Raw genomic sequence first — 16667 nt, 5'->3', positions numbered from 1 at the left:
TTCGTGGGATGCTGGCGTTTATGATTACCAACCGGCTTTGCCGCCAGGGAACAGCAGTATGAGCGAACACGCGATCGAGTTCTTGCGGGGATGGATCGGCGAAAAGGTCCATTGCCAGTCCCAGGCGAGGATCGACAAGCAGGCCGAGACATTGGCCAAGGAATGCGCCGCCAAGGCCGCGGAAGTCGGCATCCACCTGGAGGATATCCAGGAAGAGGTCGGCGACATCAAGGAACTGATTGCATCCCGGCTCGAGGAAGCCGCAGAGGCCGACCAGCGTCAGCAGGCGTCCGCCAAAGCCGCTGAATAATTCCTAGAGGCAATCTCGTCTGAAATGCGGGCTATTCGGCCCGCGTTTTCGTCTCAGCCCTCAGCCGAACTTCTCTTTCAGCCAAACTTCTCTTTGAGCCATGCCTTCGGCAGTGCCGGCACGAAATTGCCGTCGCGCCCGGTCATGTCGTCATTGGCGATCATGGCGTTGAGGATCGATTCCTCCACCGTCTGGATCACGGCGTCGAAAAACGGGTCGATGTCGCTGTCCGGGATGAAGGTGGCGTTGGCGATCCGGCCCGAAGGCGCCAGCGCCGCGGCAGGATTGGCTGTCGAGAAGGCGAGAAAGATGTCGCCCGAGCTGTGATAGCCGAAGCCGCCGGTCATGGCGACGCCGAGCGGTACGCGGCGCGCCAGCCGCTTCATCTGGTGCGGCAGAAATGGCGCATCGGTGGCGACAACGGCGATGATCGAGCCTTTTTCCGCATGCCGCGCGTCGTCTCGGATCGCCGATTCGGCGAGCGCTGGCTCGACGCGCTGGCCGCGAAGCGTGAAATTGCGCAGCTTGCCGAAATTCGACTGCACGAAAGCGCCGACAGTGTAGGTGCGCTCTTGCCACCCGACGATGCGCGATGCCGTGCCCGAGCCCGCCTTGAAGCCGAAGGTGATCATGCCGGTGCCGCCGCCGACGCTGCCTTCCTCGATCGGACCGCTAGCGGCACCGTCAAGTGCCTGGGCCACATGCTCAAAGGTCAAATGGTGGCCGTTGATGTCGTTGAGGAAGCCGTCATAGGTCTCCGCCGCCACCGGCAGGCCCCAGCCGCTGTCGATGGCGGCCGGCAGCACGCGTTGCATCCAGCGCAGTGTGCCGTCACGCGAAACACCGCAGGAATGCGTGTTGGTGATGGTGATCGGGAAGTTGAAGGCGCCGGTTTCCTCGATGATGTGCGAGCCGGTTAATTCGCCATTGCCGTTCTGGCTGAAAATGCCGGCAAAGACCGGCGTGGCCAGCTCAGCAAGCGGCCTGGGCAGGATCGCGGTGACCCCGGTGCGCACCGGCCCCTTGCCGACGACCAGCGCGCCATCGCCCGAAATAAGCGTCGCATAGCCGACCGCAACACCCGAGACGTCGGTGATTGCATTGAACGGCCCGGGCGTTCCGTCGAAGCCGATGCCGAAGCTCCGCGCGCGCGGCTTGCCGGATGGCGTCGCCCGATGGTGTGGATTGTCGGTCATGGCCTTAGAACAATGATCCCTGATTGCCGGGTCCCCGGGTCTTGCCAACTGGGCCCCTTGCAGCCGGCTTCGGCCGCGCGGCGCCGCTGGTTGCCACAGCATCCGCCGTGCCGTCGGCGAACTCCAGCGAAAGCGACATCCCAGATGCCACATCGGCCGCCTGCTTGATGACGGCGCCGTCGGCATCCTTCACCAGGGCAAAGCCGCGCGCCAGGACAGCCTTGTGCGACAGCGTGGTCAGCAGGCGCTCGGCCTGGCTCAACTGGCCGCGCAGGCGTTCGAGCCTCAGCCAGATGACCCGATCCTGCCGCCGCGCCAGCGCCGTCAGTGTGTCGGCCTGCAGTTTCTGGCGCCGAGCGATCGGTGCCGGCGACAGCCGTGTCGCGGTGCGCGCAAAGCGGGCACGCCGCTCGCGCACGATGGCAAAAAACGCCGCCTGCGCGCGGGCGAGGTCGCGGCCGGTCAGCGTGCGCGCCTCGTTCATGCGCCGCGACAGGGTGGCTGGCGTCAGCCTTTGGCCCTGGAGACGCGCCCGCTTGCGGTCGACGCTGACGGACAGGCCGCGTCCGAGCCTCGATGTCGCCTCGTCGAGGCGCCGGCGCGGCAGCGCCAGCAATTGATCGGGTGAGGGCAGTGCACGCGCCGCCGCGCGGGCAGCCTGCCGTTTGCGTTCGAAATTGCGTGAGATGGCTGCCTTGAGCCTCGCACCGAGGCTGGCCAGCGTCGCTTCGAGGTCGGCCTTCACCGGCACGGCGATTTCAGCCGCGCCCGTCGGGGTCGGCGCCCGCACATCCGCGACAAGGTCGATCAGCGTCCAGTCGGTCTCATGGCCGACGGCGGAAATCACCGGAATGCCGGAGGCGGCAACGGCGCGCGCCAGCGCCTCGTCGTTGAAGCCCCAAAGATCCTCGAGGCTGCCGCCGCCGCGCGCCACGATCAAGAGATCGGGGCGCTGGATAGTGCCGTCCCAAGCCAGCGCATTGAAGCCGGTGACGGCATTGGTCACTTCAGCGCCCGATGTTTCGCCCTGCACGCGCACCGGCCAGACCAGCACGTGCAGCGGAAAGCGGTCCTTGATGCGGTGGATGATGTCGCGGATGACCGACCCTGTCGGCGAGGTGACGACGCCGATGACGCGCGGCATGAACGGCAGCCGGCGTTTGCGGCCGGCCTCGAACAGCCCTTCCGCCTGCAGCCGGCGCTTGCGCTCTTCCAGCAGCGCCATCAGCGCTCCGGCACCTGCGGGCTCCAGATTGTCGATGACGATCTGGTAGTTGGACTTGCCGGGATAGGTGGTGAGCTTGCCGGTGGCGATCACCTCCATCCCTTCCTCGGGACGGAATTTCAGCCGGCTCATCGTGCCTTTCCACACCACGGCATCGAGCCGGGCGCGGTCGTCCTTCAGCGCGAAATAGGCATGGCCGGAGGAATGAGGCCCACGATAGCCCGAAATCTCACCGCGCACCCGCACATTGCCGAAGACGTCCTCGACCGTGCGCTTCAGCGCGCCGGAGATCTCGCTCACCGTGTATTCGGTGGCGTTGGTGCGTGATTCGGATCCTGCTTCGCTCATCGGCCGATTGGGGAACGGTTGGGGCCCCGCGTCAAGGCGCCAGTGCTGAGCCAAATGCTATAACGCGATCTTAAGGCTGGTTTGGTTGACTGGCGCCCAACGAAGCTGGCCAAGGACGCATGAGCGCACGCGCACATCGCAGCCCATTGACGTATCAGGTCACGCTGACCGTGCTGGCGCTTGCCGCTTTTGCGCTGGTCATGGTCGTGGGCTTCGGTTTCTACGCCGCCGTACAGGCTGACCGCGTTTCGCTCGAGCGCCAAAAGATATTCTTCGCCAACGGCTTGCAGGATCAGATCGCCGCCGTCGAGCGCGAGCAGGAAAGTGTCTCGGTCTGGGACGATTCCGTCACCAACGCCAAGTCGGGCAATCAGGCCTGGATGGCCGAGAACCTCAGCGTCTGGATGTATTCCTACTACGGTCACAACCGCGTCTACGTGCTGGATGATGTCAACCGCCCGATCCACGCCATGCAGGAAGGCAAGGTGGTGCCGGCTTCGGTCTATGGTGCGGATGAGCCCGCGCTACTGCCGACCATCGAGAAGCTGCGTCAGCTGATCGCGCAACCGCCGAAAGAGAACGCATCCGGCGGCCCGGCCAAAATGGTCGCCGAGGACCTGGTGTCGCTTGACGGGAAACCGGCCATACTCAGTGTCATGCCGCTTGTGCCGAGCTCGGACCGTGTCACCCAGGCGCCCGGAAGCGAATATCTGCATGTCTCGGTGGAGTTCATCAACGCCGCCGTCATCGGCAAGATCGCCGAAAAATATCTGCTCGATGGCGCCCACCTGCTGCCTCTGTCGCAATCGGTCGGCTCGGCTGCGATTCCGCTGATGGATTCGCGCGGTGTCATTCTCGGCTATATCGGCTGGGATCAGGAGCGCCCCGGTCTGACACTGATACGCAAGGCCGGCCCGGCATTGATCGCCGGCATGCTGCTTGCCGCCGGTGCGCTGGTCTTTCTCTTGCGCCGCCTGCGACGGACATCGCTGGCGCTGCAGACAAGTCAGGCGGACGCACAGTATCTCGCCTTTCACGATACGCTGACGGGGCTCCCCAACCGGGCACTTTTCGAGGATAGGCTCCGACGGGCCTTGCTCACGACCGGGCGCGATACCGCAAGGACGGCGCTGCTCTATCTCGACATCGATCGCTTCAAACACGTCAACGATACGCTCGGTCATCCCGCCGGTGACGAACTTGTGCGCCAGACAGCGGCCAGGCTTCAGAGGACGATCCGCGAAATCGATACGGTGGCGCGGCTCGGCGGCGACGAGTTCGCGATCATCCTGGTCGACATTCGCGACACCAGGGTAGCCGAGGATATTTCAGAACGGCTGCTGCGGAAATTGCAGGAGCCTTTCCGGCTGATGGACGACCAGGTCTTCGTCAGCGCCAGCATCGGCATAGCCTTGGCGTCGGGTCCAAAAGTCGATGCCGACGATCTGCTGCGCAAGGCCGATATTGCACTCTACGAAGCCAAGAAGAATGGCCGCGGCCGCTATCAGGTCTTTGCCGGTGACATGGACGACCTGTTGCTGCGCAAGCGCAAGGTCGAGAATGCGCTCCGCCGCGCCCTCCGTGGCGGGACCGAGATCAAGCTGGCCTATCAGCCGATTTTCGCCGCCGACGGCAGGACGATTGTCGGGGCCGAGGCGCTAATCCGCTGGGCGCATGAGATCCATGGCGCCCTGCCGCCGCAACAGTTCATCGCCATTGCCGAGGAACGCGGCATGATCGGCGAGCTTGGCCAATGGGTGTTGCACGAAGCCTGCCGCTTCGCAGCCGGCACGCAATTACCATGGGTGGCCGTCAACGTCTCACCGCTGCAGCTGCGCGACGCAGGTTTTGCCGAGCAAGTCGCGTTGATCCTCGCCGAGACCGGCCTGCCGCCGGCGCGATTGCAGCTCGAGATCACCGAAAGCGTGCTTCTGGAAAACAACGACACGACCAGGATGGCTCTGGAGGCCTTGCGCCGATCGGGCGTTGGCGTGGTGCTTGATGATTTCGGCACTGGCTATTCATCGTTGAATTACCTGCGCCGTCACCTCATCGACAAGCTCAAGATCGACCGTTCCTTCGTGCGCCTACTCGACCAAGACTCCAACTCCGCCGCTATCGTCAAGGCGTTGATCGACCTGGCGATAGCGCTCGATGTCGAAGTCACCGCGGAGGGCGTCGAGACCGAGGAGCAAAAGGCGCTGCTCGTCGGCATGGGCTGTCATCAGATGCAGGGTTACCTGCTGGCGCCGCCGCTCGAACCTGCCCAGTTGCTGCTCTTGCCGGGCCTGTCGCCCATTCAGAGCGGACCAGCGTCGATGCGCGCGTAATTCTTCCTACCAACCAGGCAGGATCTGGTTTGGCCTGGTCCGCTTCATCTTGGCGAAAGCAAGTGCGGCGAAGTCGAATGACCCGGTCTCTTCGCCCAGCGGCACCGAGATGTTGTCCAGGCTCTCCGAGATGTGGCGGGCAAGCGCATCGACGATCTCCGGTCGCGAGGTCTGGCCGCGCATGATGCCGATGCGGCAGTCGGGCAGGGCGCCGAAGCCGTCGGCCTCGCCCAGCACCCGCATGCCGGGCCGGAGCGCGCATTCCGGCAGCACCGAGACCGCCAGCCCCGAAAGCACGGCGGCGGTGATGACGGTCGCCGAGAAGCTGGTGAACAGGATGCGATAGTCACGGTTCTGCTGGTCCAGCACATCGACGGCGGCGCGCCGCCAGATGCAGTTCGGCCGGCCAAAGGCCATCGGCAGCGTGACCTGCTCATGCGTCGCATGGTTGGCCGAGCTGACCCACAGCAGCGGCTCGCGCCGCACCACTTCCGACTGGCCGCGCACGTCATTGTGCGTCACCAGCGCCAGGTCGAGATTGCCGCGCTTGATATGTTCGACCAGCCCCGGCGTCGGCTCGCAGATCACGGTCAGCTCGACGCGCGGGTTGGAGCGGGTGAAGCGCGCCATGATCTCCGGCAGGAAACGGTCGGCATAGTCGTCCGGTGTGCCGATGCGGATCGTGCCTTCTAGCCGCTGATCGTCGAAGGCGGCGAGCGTCTCGCGGTTGAGATAGAGCAGCCGTCTTGCGTAGGAAAGCAGCTTGTCGCCTTCCTCGGTCAGCCGGTTGGTGCGCCCCTCCTTCTCGAACAGCGGCTTGCCGATCCGCTCCTCCAGCCGGCGCATCTGCATCGATACCGCCGACTGGGTGCGGTGCACCTCTTCGGCAGCGCGGGTGAAGCTGCCGGTATCGGCGATCGAGATGAAGGTCTGTAACTGATCGAGATCGAGCGGCGCTTTCATCGGCGTGATCCATCACTACTGTTGATGCTAAAGATTAGAAACATTCGTTGGATTAATCAATCGGCCGATGGCAAATTGGCATTGTCCACATGAAGGCATGTGAATTGGGACCGGAACGGCCGCTGTTTTCAGTGTCTGTTGCCTGGTTTCGTCCGTTCGAGTCTGAAGGAGACCGACATGACCACGATCGATTTCGCCACCGAGACCTCGCGCATCACCTCGCGTCCGGCCGTTGCGATGCGCGTGGCCAACACCGTCTCCAATTTCTTCCGCGCCTGGAAAAATCGCCGCGCCTTCTATCGCCTTGGCGAGATGTCGGACGCCGAACTCGCCGATATCGGCCTGACGCGCGCCGACCTGCATGTCGCCATCGACGTGCCCTTTGGCCGCGACCCGACGGTGATCTTGCGTCAGATTGCCAGCGATCGCGTGGAAACGATCGAGGATCTCGCGCGCCAAGTGGCCTGATCGCTGAGTTTCGGTCGTATTGAACCTTTTTACGGTTCAGCGCGACCAAGGATTATGCAGGCTCCCCACTCCCTGCCGGTTCCCCGCCGGCCCGCCTGCACACTGCCCGGTCCTCCCAAGGACCGGGCTTTTCTTTCTGGCCTGACGCCTACCGCCGGTCCATGTCCCGCTTGAACTGATCGAAGATCGTTTCCACGCCCTTCTGGTATTCGTCGCGCTGCTGGGCGCCGGTCTCGAACATCTTGCCGAAAATATCATCGAACGGATTCCTTGGCCTGCCGCTCGGATTGGTCTGCGGCTGCGGGGCCTGTGGCTGCTGCGGTGCCTGAGGCTGCGGTGCCGGCTGGCCGCCGGGCAAGCCGAAGCCGCCGCCCCCACGCAGCATCTCTTCGAAGATCTTCCCCAGCGGGTTGTCTCTATAGGGGCTTTGCGTCTGTTGCGGCTGAGCCTGGCCTTGCGGCTGTGGCGCACCGCCACCGAACATGTCCTGCAGCACCTTGCCCAACGGATTGTCGCCATAGGGATTGGGTGCCGGCTGCGGCTGGCTTTGCCCGCCGAACATGTCCTGCAAGACCTTGCCGAGCGGGTTGTCCATCGGGTTCTGAGGCGGCGGCGCCTGGCGCTGTTGTGGGTTAGGCGCCTGCATGCCGCCTTGCCGCATCATCTGCTCGATGATCTCGCCTAGCGGATTGTTGCCGCCGCCAAAACCGCCGGCGGCCTGCATCTGACCTGTCGTCTGCTTGAACAGGCCGCCCATCACCATCGAGGCGATGGCAGGCAGCATCTGCTGCAGCACCTGCTGGCTGACGCCGCTCGCTTGCGCCGCCTGGCTGGCGACGGCGCGCGACAGCTCCTTCGACCCGAACAGGTGCCCGAGAATGCCATTGCCCTCATCAACGCCTTGCGGCGAGAAGGCGCGGGTCGCGTCCTCGAAATATTTGGCGTGCTGGCCGCTTGCCATCGCCGTCATGAAGGCGCCGAGCCCGTAGGGATCGGCGGTGTTGCGTTGCAACCCCTGCGAAAAGGCCGGCAGCAGGGCCGCCACCGCTGCCTGTGTCTGCTGCATAGAAAGCCCATACTGCTGGGCAAGCGCCTGCATGCCGTTGCCGTTCTGGGCCTGCGTCAGCATGTCGAACAAGGTAGGCATCGGGTTTCTCCTCCTGAATTCCTCGGAGGAGAGCCTAGTTCGTTTCAACGCTCGATTGAAGCGGCTTTTGCCGCTCCTGACGCTCGCGGCTAGTAGGCATATTCCATGAAAACAGGCTCGATCGAGCCGCCCCAGCGCGTGTGGTAGGCCGAAAGCATCTCCTCGGCGCTTGTCGTGCCACGCGCCACCACTTCGTCCAAGGTGTTCAGGAATGAGGTCTCATCGTAGCCATCGCGGTTCTTCTTGCCGCGGTTCTTCAGCCCCGTGCGTGAAATGGCCATGACGTCGCGCGCGATCTCGCGCAGCGTGGTGTTGCGGAAGGGCGCGGAGATGCCGAGTTCCGGCACCGCGTTGCGCATCGCCAGCGTTTCTTCATAGGTCCAGCTCGAGGTCAACGCCTCGGCCGCATCGAGGGCCGCCTCGTCATAGAGCAGCCCGACCCAGAAGGCCGGCAGCGCGCAGATGCGCCGCCAAGGGCCGCCGTCGGCGCCACGCATTTCCAGGAACCGCTTCAACCGCACGTCGGGAAACAGCGTCGACAGATGGTTCGCCCAGTCGCCCATCGTCGGCAGCCCGTCAGGCACTTCGTTGCGCGCGGCCCCGGCCATGAACTGGCGGAAGGTGATGTGCGTCATGTCGTGATAGTGGCCGTCGCGGATGACGAAATACATCGGCACGTCGAGCGCCCATTCGACATAGTCGGCGAAACCGAAATCGGGCGAGAAGCAGAATTCGAGCAGGCCCGAACGCTGGTTGTCGGTGTCGCGCCAGATATCGCCGCGCCAGCTTTGCAATCCGTTCGGGTGGCTCTCGGTGAAGGGCGAGTTGGCGAACAGTGCCGTCGACAGCGGCTGCAGCTTCAGCGACACCTGCATCTTGCGGCGCATGTCGGCCTCGCTTTCGAAGTCGAGGTTCACCTGGATCGTGCAGGTGCGATACATCATGTCGAGGCCCTTGGTGCCGACCTTGGGCATGTAGCGGGTCATGATCTCATAGCGCGACTTCGGCATTTTAGGCGTCTCGGCCAGCGACCATTTCGGGCTGCCGCCAAGTCCGAGGAACCGGATGCCCATCGGCTCTGCGATCTCGCGCACCTGCGCCAGATGCGCATTGCCCTCGCGGCAGGTCTGGTGGATCGTCTCCAGCGGCGCACCGGAAAGCTCGAACTGGCCGCCGGGCTCCAGCGAAATCGCGCCCTGGCCGGTCGGCTCGACCAGGCCGATGATGCGGCCGTCATCGATGATCGGATCCCAGCCGAGTTTGTGCTGCATGCCTTCGAGGATGGCGCGGATGCCGCGCTCGCCGCCATAGGGCACGGGCGCGTTGCCATCGACGTAGAAAGGGAATTTCTCGTGCTCAGTGCCGATGCGCCACTTGTCGCGCGGTTTGTTGCCTTCGGCCAGGTGCTCGACGAGTTCGTCGATGTCTTCGATCGGCCGGAAATCGGTTGTGTCGCGCGCCATGATCAAGCCCTCAAAAGCGGCCGAAGGAGCCGCCGGCGGTAAATGGACGAAATGTCAGCAGCCGATCAAGCGAAAAATCCTGAGCCACAAGTCAAGAGGAATTGAATGCTACGATACGGACCGCCTCTTGCAACAAATGACCTCCTACCAGTCTCCGGCTGTTGCCTGCATCACCGCAAGGGCCGCGACGGCCGCCGTATCGGCGCGCAGGATGCGTGGTCCAAGCGGAATGGCAGTCACGAAGGGCAGGGCGCGCAACATCTTGCGCTCCTCGTCGGAGAAACCGCCCTCGGGTCCGACCAGCAGCGCGAGCTTCTTCTCCTTTAACGCCTGCAAGGCGGTCAGCGGATTGTTGGTCGAGGCGTCCTCGTCGCAGAAAACCAGCCGCCGTTCCTTGTCCCAGCCGGTCAGCAGGCGCTCGAACTTTTCCGCCTCACGAACCTCCGGAACCGCCAGGATGCCGCATTGCTCGGCCGCCTCGACGACATTGGCGCGCAGGCGCTCGATGGATGGCTTGGCCACTTGCGTATGCTGGGTGATCACCGGCTGCAGGACACCCGCGCCCATCTCGACCGCCTTCTGCACGAGATAATCGAGCCGCCCCTGCTTCAGCGGCGCAAAACAATAGATGAGGTCGGGCAGGGGAGGCTGCGGCCGCTGCAGCGCCAGCACTTTGAGTTCTGACCGCCTTTTTTGATTTCGCGGCGATGACCGCCGACCATTCGCCGTCGCGGCCATTGAACAGCAGGATCTCGGCCCCTTCGCCGAGCCGCAGCACATGCTGCAGATAATGGCTCTGCTGCTGGCCGGCGTCGAACTCGATCTCGGGGCCGAGATCGTCAGGCACGAACAGGCGTTGCATCTTGTAATTGGCGCGCATGGCCGAGGAATGGGCGAGCCGGCCGCCGGCGTCAAGTCTCGGCGGATGGATGCCACACCGGCCGAAAACCATGGCGCAGGACGTTGAGCGTTGTCGCTGGCGTCAGCAGCGAAAGCGCCTTTTCGTCGAGTAAACCGAAATCGGCGGATGGACCATAGCCAGCGAACGACCAGCGCAGCGCCTTGCCGCCGCTCAGCGCATAGGCTGTGCCCCCATCCGCAACCATAGCGCCATCCGGCAGGCCAGCAAGATCTTCAACAGCGACCGTCGGTGGCTTGCCACCCGAAGCCAGCCGCTCTTTGTGCAGCCTTTTGTCGACTTGGGGCGCACGCGGTTCGGCAATGCCGAAGACTTTGCCGAAGCGGCCGACAAAATCCTTGGCCTGTTCGCGCTGGCAGAAGAAGCAGGGGCGATGCCCCGCTGCCAGCGCCGTCACCTCGTCAAGGAAGAACAATTCGGTCCAGCCGGCCTTGCCGCCAGCACGGTTTCGGCCCATTGGCTCGCGCCGCACATTGCGGAACTGGCACACGCAGATGATCCAGGCCTGCAGCGCCCAGCGCTTCTTCAACAGCGTCTTGGTCTCGGGATCGTGGATGATGCCGCGATTGCCGGTGAACAGGCCACGCTCGGGCACGGCGTGGATGGCGCCGAACGGATCGACCCGGTTCTGCAGTGGCATAGCTTTCTCTCCGAACACGCTTCTTGGCTGCGACACGGAGGGCATGATATCGCTCGTCCTGTCATTTTCATGTCAGCAGGGTTTTGCGATGCGGGTGCTGGTGGTCCAGAATTACGACAATACCGGCCTCGGCCAGGTCGGTGCCGCCCTTGCGGAAGCCGGTGCCGATCTCGACCTGCGCTTGCCCTACAAGGGCGATCCGCTGCCGGAAGACGCGACCGGGCACGATGCCATGGTGGTGCTCGGCGGTGGCCAGAATGCGCTGGCCGACGATGAGTATCCCTATTTCCCTGCGCTGCTCGAACTGACCCGTGATTTCGCCGACAAGGACCGCGCGGTGCTCGGCATCTGCCTCGGCAGCCAGCTCGTCGCCCGCGCCTTTGGTGGCGAGAACCGCATCGGCGGCGCCAATGAGTTCGGCTGGCAGGGTGTGTCTCTGACATCGGATGCCAAGGTCGATCCGGTGCTGGCCGAACTGCCGGAAAAATTCCCGATCTTCCAGTGGCATGACGACACGTTCGTGCTGCCGCAAAACGCCGTGCGGCTCGCCGGCAATGACGTCGCCGTAAACCAGGCATTTCGTGTCGGCCGCGCCGTCTACGGCTTCCAGTTCCATTTCGAGGCCGACCGGCCGATGGTGAAGGATTGGAGTTCGTCCTTCGCGCCGATCATCGCCGCGCGCCATCCCGACTGGGCCGGCAGGCTCGACGGCGAGATGGCCCGCAACGGCCCCGACGCCGATGCGGCCGGCCTTGCCATTGCCCGTGCCTGGGTGGCCACGATCTGAGCACCTGCCTCCAGGTCTGCGCGTGGCATAATTGGCACGCAGCCGTGAAACCGCCTGGGAAAACCCCTTTCATCCTTGGCTTGTGTCCGCCCGCCATCCTAGAAGGCGCGCGCTCTGCATTGGCTGTGCAACCGGGATGAACCTTTTGTGTGACCCGTGCGACACACCGTCGATACAGAACGCGCCTAGAAGCGCGAAATCGTCGAAACTTTGAAGCGAATTCTCCGTTTCAACGCATTGGTAACCGCCTGATGCACAGATGCAGAAAGCTCAACAAGAGATGACGTCCGTGAAAACAGCGCTTCTGTCCTTTGCCATGTTGTCCGCCATCGTGCTGTGCGGTCTCGGCATCTATTCCGCCGATGCCGCCAACAACCACAACGCCGTCGACGGCTACGGCGTCACCGCCTCGCTTCGCTAAAAGCTCGCTCGTTCGCGACGCAACCTGCGACGCGGCGGAGGCTCAAGCTTCCTTTATCGACATTTCCAGGATGCGTTTGTCGGCTCCGTCCACGACGAGCGCAGTCAGCATGCCTGATTGCCAGGCAAGCGTGTCGACATTGACGCGGTTGGCCATCACTTCCGCCTCAGGGACCGGTGTGTGGCCATGCACCACGATCTTCGGGAACAGCCCGGTGTGATCGTGGAAAACGTCGCGGATCCAGATCAGGTCCTGCGGGTTCTGTTTGTCCAGCGGAATGCCTGGCCGGATGCCGGCATGGCAGAAGAAGAAGTCGCCAAACGTCAACGAGAACGGCAGCGAGCGAAGAAATTCGACATGGCTTTGCGGCACGGCTTCAACCAGGGCCGCATGACCTCGTCTCATCGTCTCCGTCTTGCCGAACCAGCTGGCGTCCGCCGTCAGGGATACACCATAGGACAGCGCCGTCTGGACACCGCCATAGCGCGTGAAAAGCCCTTCCGGGTCGGGAGTTCTCAGAAAGTCGAGAAAGCCGATGTCGTGGTTGCCGGCGAGCATCAGATTGCGCGGGTCGCGTTCTCGCGCCTCGATCAGAAAATCGATGACGCCCCCGGAGTCCGGCCCGCGGTCGACATAGTCGCCGAGGTGGATCACCCGCCAGTCGCGAGCCGGTTTCCACTCCAGCTCGCTCTCGATCCGCTGGTGCATGGCGGCCAGCAGGTCGAGCCGGCCATGCACGTCGCCGATCGCATAGAGGCGCATGCCGTCCGGGCCGTTCGCGTCGAGAAAATGGATGCCGGGTTCAGCCAACGTATCGTGGTCTCCGTGGTCTGATGTCACGGACTTAGCGCCGGAGCTGATCCTTGCCCATGTCGGTGACCAGACGCTTTCCGCACAGCGCCAGCGTGATGTCCATCTCCTTGCGGATGATTTCCAACGCTTTGGTAACCCCTTCCTTGCCGAGCGCGCCGAGGCCGTAAAGGAATGGCCGACCGATATAGGTGCCCTTGGCGCCGAGGCAGAGCGCCTTCAGCACGTCCTGGCCGGAGCGGATGCCGCCATCCATATGCACCTCGATCTGGTCGCCGACCGCGTCCGCGATCTCTTCCAGCGCCATGATCGAGGACGATGCGCCATCGAGCTGGCGCCCGCCATGGTTGGAAACCACGATCGCGTCGGCGCCGGTCTTGACCGCCATCAGCGCATCCTCCTTGTCGAGGATGCCTTTCAGGATCAGCTTGCCGCCCCAGCGCTCCTTGATCCAGGCGACATCTTTCCACGAGAGTTGCGGGTCGAACTGCTCCGTCGTCCATGAACCCAGCGACGAGACGTCGCCAACGCCCTTGGCGTGGCCGACAATGTTGCGGAAGGTGCGGCGCTTGGTGCCGGCAATGCCCAGGCACCAGCGCGGCTTGCTGGCCAGGTCGATGATGTTGGCCAGCGTCATCTTGGGCGGCGCCGAAAGCCCGTTGCGAATGTCCTTGTGGCGCTGGCCGAGGATCTGCAGGTCGAGCGTCAGCACCAGAGCCGAGCATTTCGCCGCCTTCGCCCGGTCGATCAGATTGAGCACGAAATCCTTGTCGCGCAGCACATAGAGCTGGAACCAGAAAGGTTTCTTCGTCGCCGAGGCGACATCCTCGATCGAGCAGATGCTCATTGTCGACAGGGTGAAAGGCACGCCGAATTCCTCGGCCGCCTGCGCCGCCAGCATCTCGCCATCGGCGTGCTGCATGCCGGTCAGGCCGGTCGGCGCCAGCGCCACCGGCATCGACACTTTCTGGCCGATCATGGTCGATTCCAGCGAACGGTTGCTCATGTCGACCAGCACGCGCTGGCGGAACTTGATCTTCTGGAAGTCTTCCTCGTTGGCCCGATAGGTGCTCTCGGTCCAGGCGCCGGAATCGGCATAATCGAAGAACATCTTGGGCACGCGCCGGCGGGCGAGATCCTTGAGGTCTGCGATGGTGAGAATGTCGCTCATGGTAGTCCCCGCTTGATCGAAATAATTAGGAGCGTCTGCGTGCTGGTTCGGTGTCACCGGCTTCCGAACGCTGCCGCAATCTCAGCCGCGACACGCGTTGCCAGTCGCCGCTGCGCTCGGCTTCGGCCATCGACCGCTCGACATAGATCATGTGGTCCATCGCTGCTTGCCGGGCAGCGGTGGGATCGCCGGCCTTGACCGCGGCATGGATTGCCTTGTGCTGCGCCAGCAGCGCCTCGCGCGCGCCGGGCACGGTGAACACCAGGAGCCGGTTCTGGAACACGCCTTCCGACAAAAGCCGGTAGCAGGAGCGCAGCGTGTGCAGCAGCAGGATGTTATGCGCGCATTCGCAGATCGCGTGATGGAATTCGACGTCGATCTCGGCCTCGTCGTCGAAATCGCCGGTGCGGTGCGCTTCGTCCATGCGCGCCATGATGCGGTCGAGCAGCGCAAGGTCCTCAGGCGTGGCACGTCGCGCCGCATATTCGGCGGCTATGCCTTCGATCTCGCGGCGATATTCCAGATAATCGGCGACCGCCTTGCGATGCGTCGAGATCAGGTCCGCCACCGGTTTGGTGAACAACTGGCCGATAATGTCGGCGACATGGGTGCCGCCGCCGGCTTTGGTCGTTAGCAGCCCGCGCCCTTCGAGGGCCTTCAGCGCGTCGCGCAGGATCGGCCGTGATACGTCGAACTGGCGTGCCAGTTCGCGCTCGCCCGGCAATCGGTCGCCGGTGCGCAGCACGCCCTCAAGGATCAGGCTCTCGATCTGCTGCACCACCTCGTCGGCGGTGCGCGAATGCTCGATCCTGGAAAAAATATCGCTCAACAGGTGCGCCTGGGAATTGAACCGGTGTCGCGCAGGATAAAGCCTGCGTCGCCAACTGGTCAAATTATTTATCCAATTGGTCGAAGCGGGTCGGTTTTGCCGCCCGGCGCAATATCATCTTCGGCTAAACTTTGCTGTTTGCGTCATATGGCGATTGGCCCTAGAGGGACGCGAACGCAAGAGGGTTCAAAGAACCCCGGGGACAAGCCGTGTCAGATGACCCGTCCAATCTCGAGTTCCAGCCGCGCGCCAAGGGCAGCGTCATGGGTTTTCCCGCGCATGAGGGCAGGCCTGGCGCGCTGGGCGAGGTTCATGCAAGGCCGCATCCGCTGATCGAAAAGCCGCGCGTGCTGGTGCAGATCGCCTTCATGACCGAAGGCGGTTCCGGCGTCGACCATGCGGTGCTTTCCGAACTGTCGCGGCGCCTCGGCATCGCTGCACCCGACCGCCAGGCCCGCCACCATGCCATGAAATGGGGCAAGGGCTCGCTGCGCTGGGAGCGGCATACCGAGTTCTCGACCTATCTGTGGGAAGGGCCGCTTTCCGAAAGTGGCCGGACGCAGGAGGATTTGCCCTTCGGCAACGGGTTTTGCCCGCCGGGTACCGTCATCTCCGGCATCCGGCTCGAAATCCGCAAGTGGACGCAGACAAGCGAGCGGCTGATCGCAGCCTTCGACCCGACCAGCCTTTGCTATTCGCTGGTCGAGCGCGGCAACGCGGCCATCGTCACCGATTTCCGCCAGGATGGCGATGGCATGACGCGGATGCTGGTGCTCGATCGTGGCCTGACGCCGGCACGTACCGGAGCTCTGTCGCAGCGGCTGATCGACATCGAGACCTACCGCACGCTGGCCATGCTCGGCCTGCCGCTGGCGCTGACCTTGTCAGGCCGCGCTCGCCGCATTGAGGACAGGCTGGCGCAGACCACGCTGGAAATGAAGGTCGCCGAGACCCGCGACAGCCAGACGCTGCTCGCCGACCTGACCGAGCTTGCCGCCGAACTGGAAGCGGATGCCGCATCGAGCCTGTACCGTTTCGGCGCCAGCCGCGCCTATGACGGCATCGTCGTCGAGCGGCTGGAAGCGCTGGAGGAAGAGGCCGTGCCCGGCTACGACACCTGGGGCGGGTTCCTGCAGCGCCGGGTTGCACCAGCCATGCGCACTTGCCGCTCGGTCGAGGAACGGCAGGCCAATCTGTCGCGAAAACTGACCCGCGCCACGACGCTGCTGCGCACCTGGGTCGATGTCGAGGTCGAGAAGCAGAACCGCGACCTGCTTGCCTCGATGAACAACCGCGCCCGCCTGCAACTGCGCCTGCAGCAGACCGTCGAAGGCCTCTCGGTCGCCGCTGTCTCCTACTACGTCGTCGGCCTCATCGGCTATGTCGCCAAGGGCGCCTCGATCTTCGGCCACGCCTTCGCGCCGGAAGTCGTCACCGCCGCCTCCGTGCCGGTCGCCATCCTGCTGGTCTGGTGGGGCGTGCGCCGCGTGCGCCGGTTGCATTCCGAACCGGCCAAGCATCCCGGCGAATAGCGGCAGATTGCCGCTGCGGAAGCCTATCCCCACCTGGATGCTGGAGGCTCCATCGCCGTAGCGTTTGCAAAGAATGCCGCTCACTGGTAAAAGATTTTGACCAGTCAA

At 63.8% G+C, this 16667-nt stretch carries 15 protein-coding genes and 1 pseudogene; 6 read left to right on the top strand and 10 right to left on the bottom strand.

Features of this window, described 5'->3' with window-relative positions; genetic code table 11:
• The first annotated feature begins 58 nt into the window (after positions 1-58).
• Positions 59-310: a hypothetical protein gene (locus ACZYHG_RS00505; RefSeq protein ID WP_464612061.1), complete on the top strand. Its 252-nt coding sequence runs from the start codon at positions 59-61 to the stop codon at positions 308-310.
• 77 nt (positions 311-387) lie between these two features.
• Here the strand turns inward: ACZYHG_RS00505 and ACZYHG_RS00500 are convergent, their stop codons facing one another.
• Positions 388-1506 carry a DmpA family aminopeptidase gene (locus ACZYHG_RS00500; protein WP_464612060.1) on the bottom strand — a complete coding sequence of 373 codons (1119 nt, stop codon included), beginning with the start codon at positions 1504-1506 and terminating at the stop codon, positions 388-390.
• A gap of 4 nt (positions 1507-1510) precedes the next feature.
• Positions 1511-3079, bottom strand: coding sequence for an exodeoxyribonuclease VII large subunit (gene xseA / locus ACZYHG_RS00495; protein ID WP_464612059.1), 1569 nt, complete (start codon positions 3077-3079; stop codon positions 1511-1513).
• Between the two features lie 119 nt (positions 3080-3198).
• Between xseA and ACZYHG_RS00490 the strand changes: the two genes are divergently transcribed.
• Positions 3199-5409 carry a bifunctional diguanylate cyclase/phosphodiesterase gene (locus ACZYHG_RS00490; RefSeq protein WP_464612058.1) on the top strand — a complete coding sequence of 737 codons (2211 nt, stop codon included), beginning with the start codon at positions 3199-3201 and terminating at the stop codon, positions 5407-5409.
• A 6-nt stretch (positions 5410-5415) separates the two neighbouring features.
• On the opposite strand, the gene ACZYHG_RS00485 is transcribed toward ACZYHG_RS00490, so the two are convergent.
• Positions 5416-6372, bottom strand: a complete 957-nt coding sequence (locus tag ACZYHG_RS00485) for a LysR substrate-binding domain-containing protein (protein ID WP_464612057.1) — start codon at positions 6370-6372, stop codon at positions 5416-5418.
• Between the two features lie 177 nt (positions 6373-6549).
• Here ACZYHG_RS00485 and ACZYHG_RS00480 point away from each other — a divergent pair, with 177 nt between their 5' ends.
• Positions 6550-6840, top strand: a complete 291-nt coding sequence (locus ACZYHG_RS00480) for a DUF1127 domain-containing protein (protein WP_464612056.1) — start codon at positions 6550-6552, stop codon at positions 6838-6840.
• 148 nt (positions 6841-6988) lie between these two features.
• Here the strand turns inward: ACZYHG_RS00480 and ACZYHG_RS00475 are convergent, their stop codons facing one another.
• From ACZYHG_RS00475 to ACZYHG_RS00460, 4 genes and pseudogenes are all read right to left on the bottom strand, one after another.
• Complete coding sequence (locus ACZYHG_RS00475; RefSeq protein WP_464612055.1) at positions 6989-7987, bottom strand: DUF937 domain-containing protein; 999 nt, start codon at positions 7985-7987, stop codon at positions 6989-6991.
• A gap of 89 nt (positions 7988-8076) precedes the next feature.
• A complete protein-coding gene (locus tag ACZYHG_RS00470) occupies positions 8077-9450 on the bottom strand; it encodes a glutamate--cysteine ligase (protein WP_464612054.1) in 1374 nt (457 codons plus the stop codon).
• A gap of 144 nt (positions 9451-9594) precedes the next feature.
• Positions 9595-10330, bottom strand: a pseudogene (locus ACZYHG_RS00465) (16S rRNA (uracil(1498)-N(3))-methyltransferase).
• Between the two features lie 31 nt (positions 10331-10361).
• Entirely contained in the window at positions 10362-11009 is a 648-nt protein-coding gene (locus ACZYHG_RS00460) for a hypothetical protein (protein WP_464612053.1), read from the bottom strand.
• A gap of 88 nt (positions 11010-11097) precedes the next feature.
• Between ACZYHG_RS00460 and ACZYHG_RS00455 the strand changes: the two genes are divergently transcribed.
• Together ACZYHG_RS00455 and ACZYHG_RS00450 are read left to right on the top strand one after the other, a co-directional pair.
• Positions 11098-11796, top strand: coding sequence for a type 1 glutamine amidotransferase (locus ACZYHG_RS00455; RefSeq protein ID WP_464614841.1), 699 nt, complete (start codon positions 11098-11100; stop codon positions 11794-11796).
• A gap of 289 nt (positions 11797-12085) precedes the next feature.
• A complete protein-coding gene (locus ACZYHG_RS00450; RefSeq protein WP_275451200.1) occupies positions 12086-12217 on the top strand; it encodes a hypothetical protein in 132 nt (43 codons plus the stop codon).
• Between the two features lie 42 nt (positions 12218-12259).
• On the opposite strand, the gene ACZYHG_RS00445 is transcribed toward ACZYHG_RS00450, so the two are convergent.
• From ACZYHG_RS00445 to ACZYHG_RS00435, 3 genes are read right to left on the bottom strand one after another with little or no spacing between them, the layout of a single operon-like run.
• The gene (locus tag ACZYHG_RS00445) at positions 12260-13027 is read right to left on the bottom strand and encodes a metallophosphoesterase family protein (RefSeq protein WP_464612052.1); all 768 of its coding nucleotides are present in this window, start codon (positions 13025-13027) and stop codon (positions 12260-12262) included.
• A gap of 34 nt (positions 13028-13061) precedes the next feature.
• Positions 13062-14198 carry an alpha-hydroxy acid oxidase gene (locus ACZYHG_RS00440; protein WP_464612051.1) on the bottom strand — a complete coding sequence of 379 codons (1137 nt, stop codon included), beginning with the start codon at positions 14196-14198 and terminating at the stop codon, positions 13062-13064.
• Between the two features lie 25 nt (positions 14199-14223).
• Complete coding sequence (locus ACZYHG_RS00435; protein WP_464612050.1) at positions 14224-15027, bottom strand: FCD domain-containing protein; 804 nt, start codon at positions 15025-15027, stop codon at positions 14224-14226.
• Positions 15028-15236: 209 nt separating this feature from the next.
• Here ACZYHG_RS00435 and ACZYHG_RS00430 point away from each other — a divergent pair, with 209 nt between their 5' ends.
• The gene (locus ACZYHG_RS00430) at positions 15237-16559 is read left to right on the top strand and encodes a DUF3422 family protein (RefSeq protein ID WP_464612049.1); all 1323 of its coding nucleotides are present in this window, start codon (positions 15237-15239) and stop codon (positions 16557-16559) included.
• Positions 16560-16667 lie beyond the last annotated feature (108 nt).

The sequence above is a fragment of the Mesorhizobium subarcticum genome (assembly GCF_055456085.1).
The sequence above is the reverse complement of the archived record's forward strand: the minus strand, read 5'-3'. Positions and strand labels throughout refer to the sequence as shown.

Coding starts and splice junctions, on each gene's coding strand:
- xseA (WP_464612059.1), bottom strand. CDS start 3,079: ATGAGCGAAGCAGGATCCGAATCACGCACCAACGCCACCGAATACACG.
- ACZYHG_RS00470 (WP_464612054.1), bottom strand. CDS start 9,450: ATGGCGCGCGACACAACCGATTTCCGGCCGATCGAAGACATCGACGAA.
- ACZYHG_RS00475 (WP_464612055.1), bottom strand. CDS start 7,987: ATGCCTACCTTGTTCGACATGCTGACGCAGGCCCAGAACGGCAACGGC.
- ACZYHG_RS00460 (WP_464612053.1), bottom strand. CDS start 11,009: ATGCCACTGCAGAACCGGGTCGATCCGTTCGGCGCCATCCACGCCGTG.
- ACZYHG_RS00490 (WP_464612058.1), top strand. CDS start 3,199: ATGAGCGCACGCGCACATCGCAGCCCATTGACGTATCAGGTCACGCTG.
- ACZYHG_RS00440 (WP_464612051.1), bottom strand. CDS start 14,198: ATGAGCGACATTCTCACCATCGCAGACCTCAAGGATCTCGCCCGCCGG.
- ACZYHG_RS00480 (WP_464612056.1), top strand. CDS start 6,550: ATGACCACGATCGATTTCGCCACCGAGACCTCGCGCATCACCTCGCGT.
- ACZYHG_RS00455 (WP_464614841.1), top strand. CDS start 11,098: ATGCGGGTGCTGGTGGTCCAGAATTACGACAATACCGGCCTCGGCCAG.
- ACZYHG_RS00485 (WP_464612057.1), bottom strand. CDS start 6,372: ATGAAAGCGCCGCTCGATCTCGATCAGTTACAGACCTTCATCTCGATC.
- ACZYHG_RS00500 (WP_464612060.1), bottom strand. CDS start 1,506: ATGACCGACAATCCACACCATCGGGCGACGCCATCCGGCAAGCCGCGC.
- ACZYHG_RS00505 (WP_464612061.1), top strand. CDS start 59: ATGAGCGAACACGCGATCGAGTTCTTGCGGGGATGGATCGGCGAAAAG.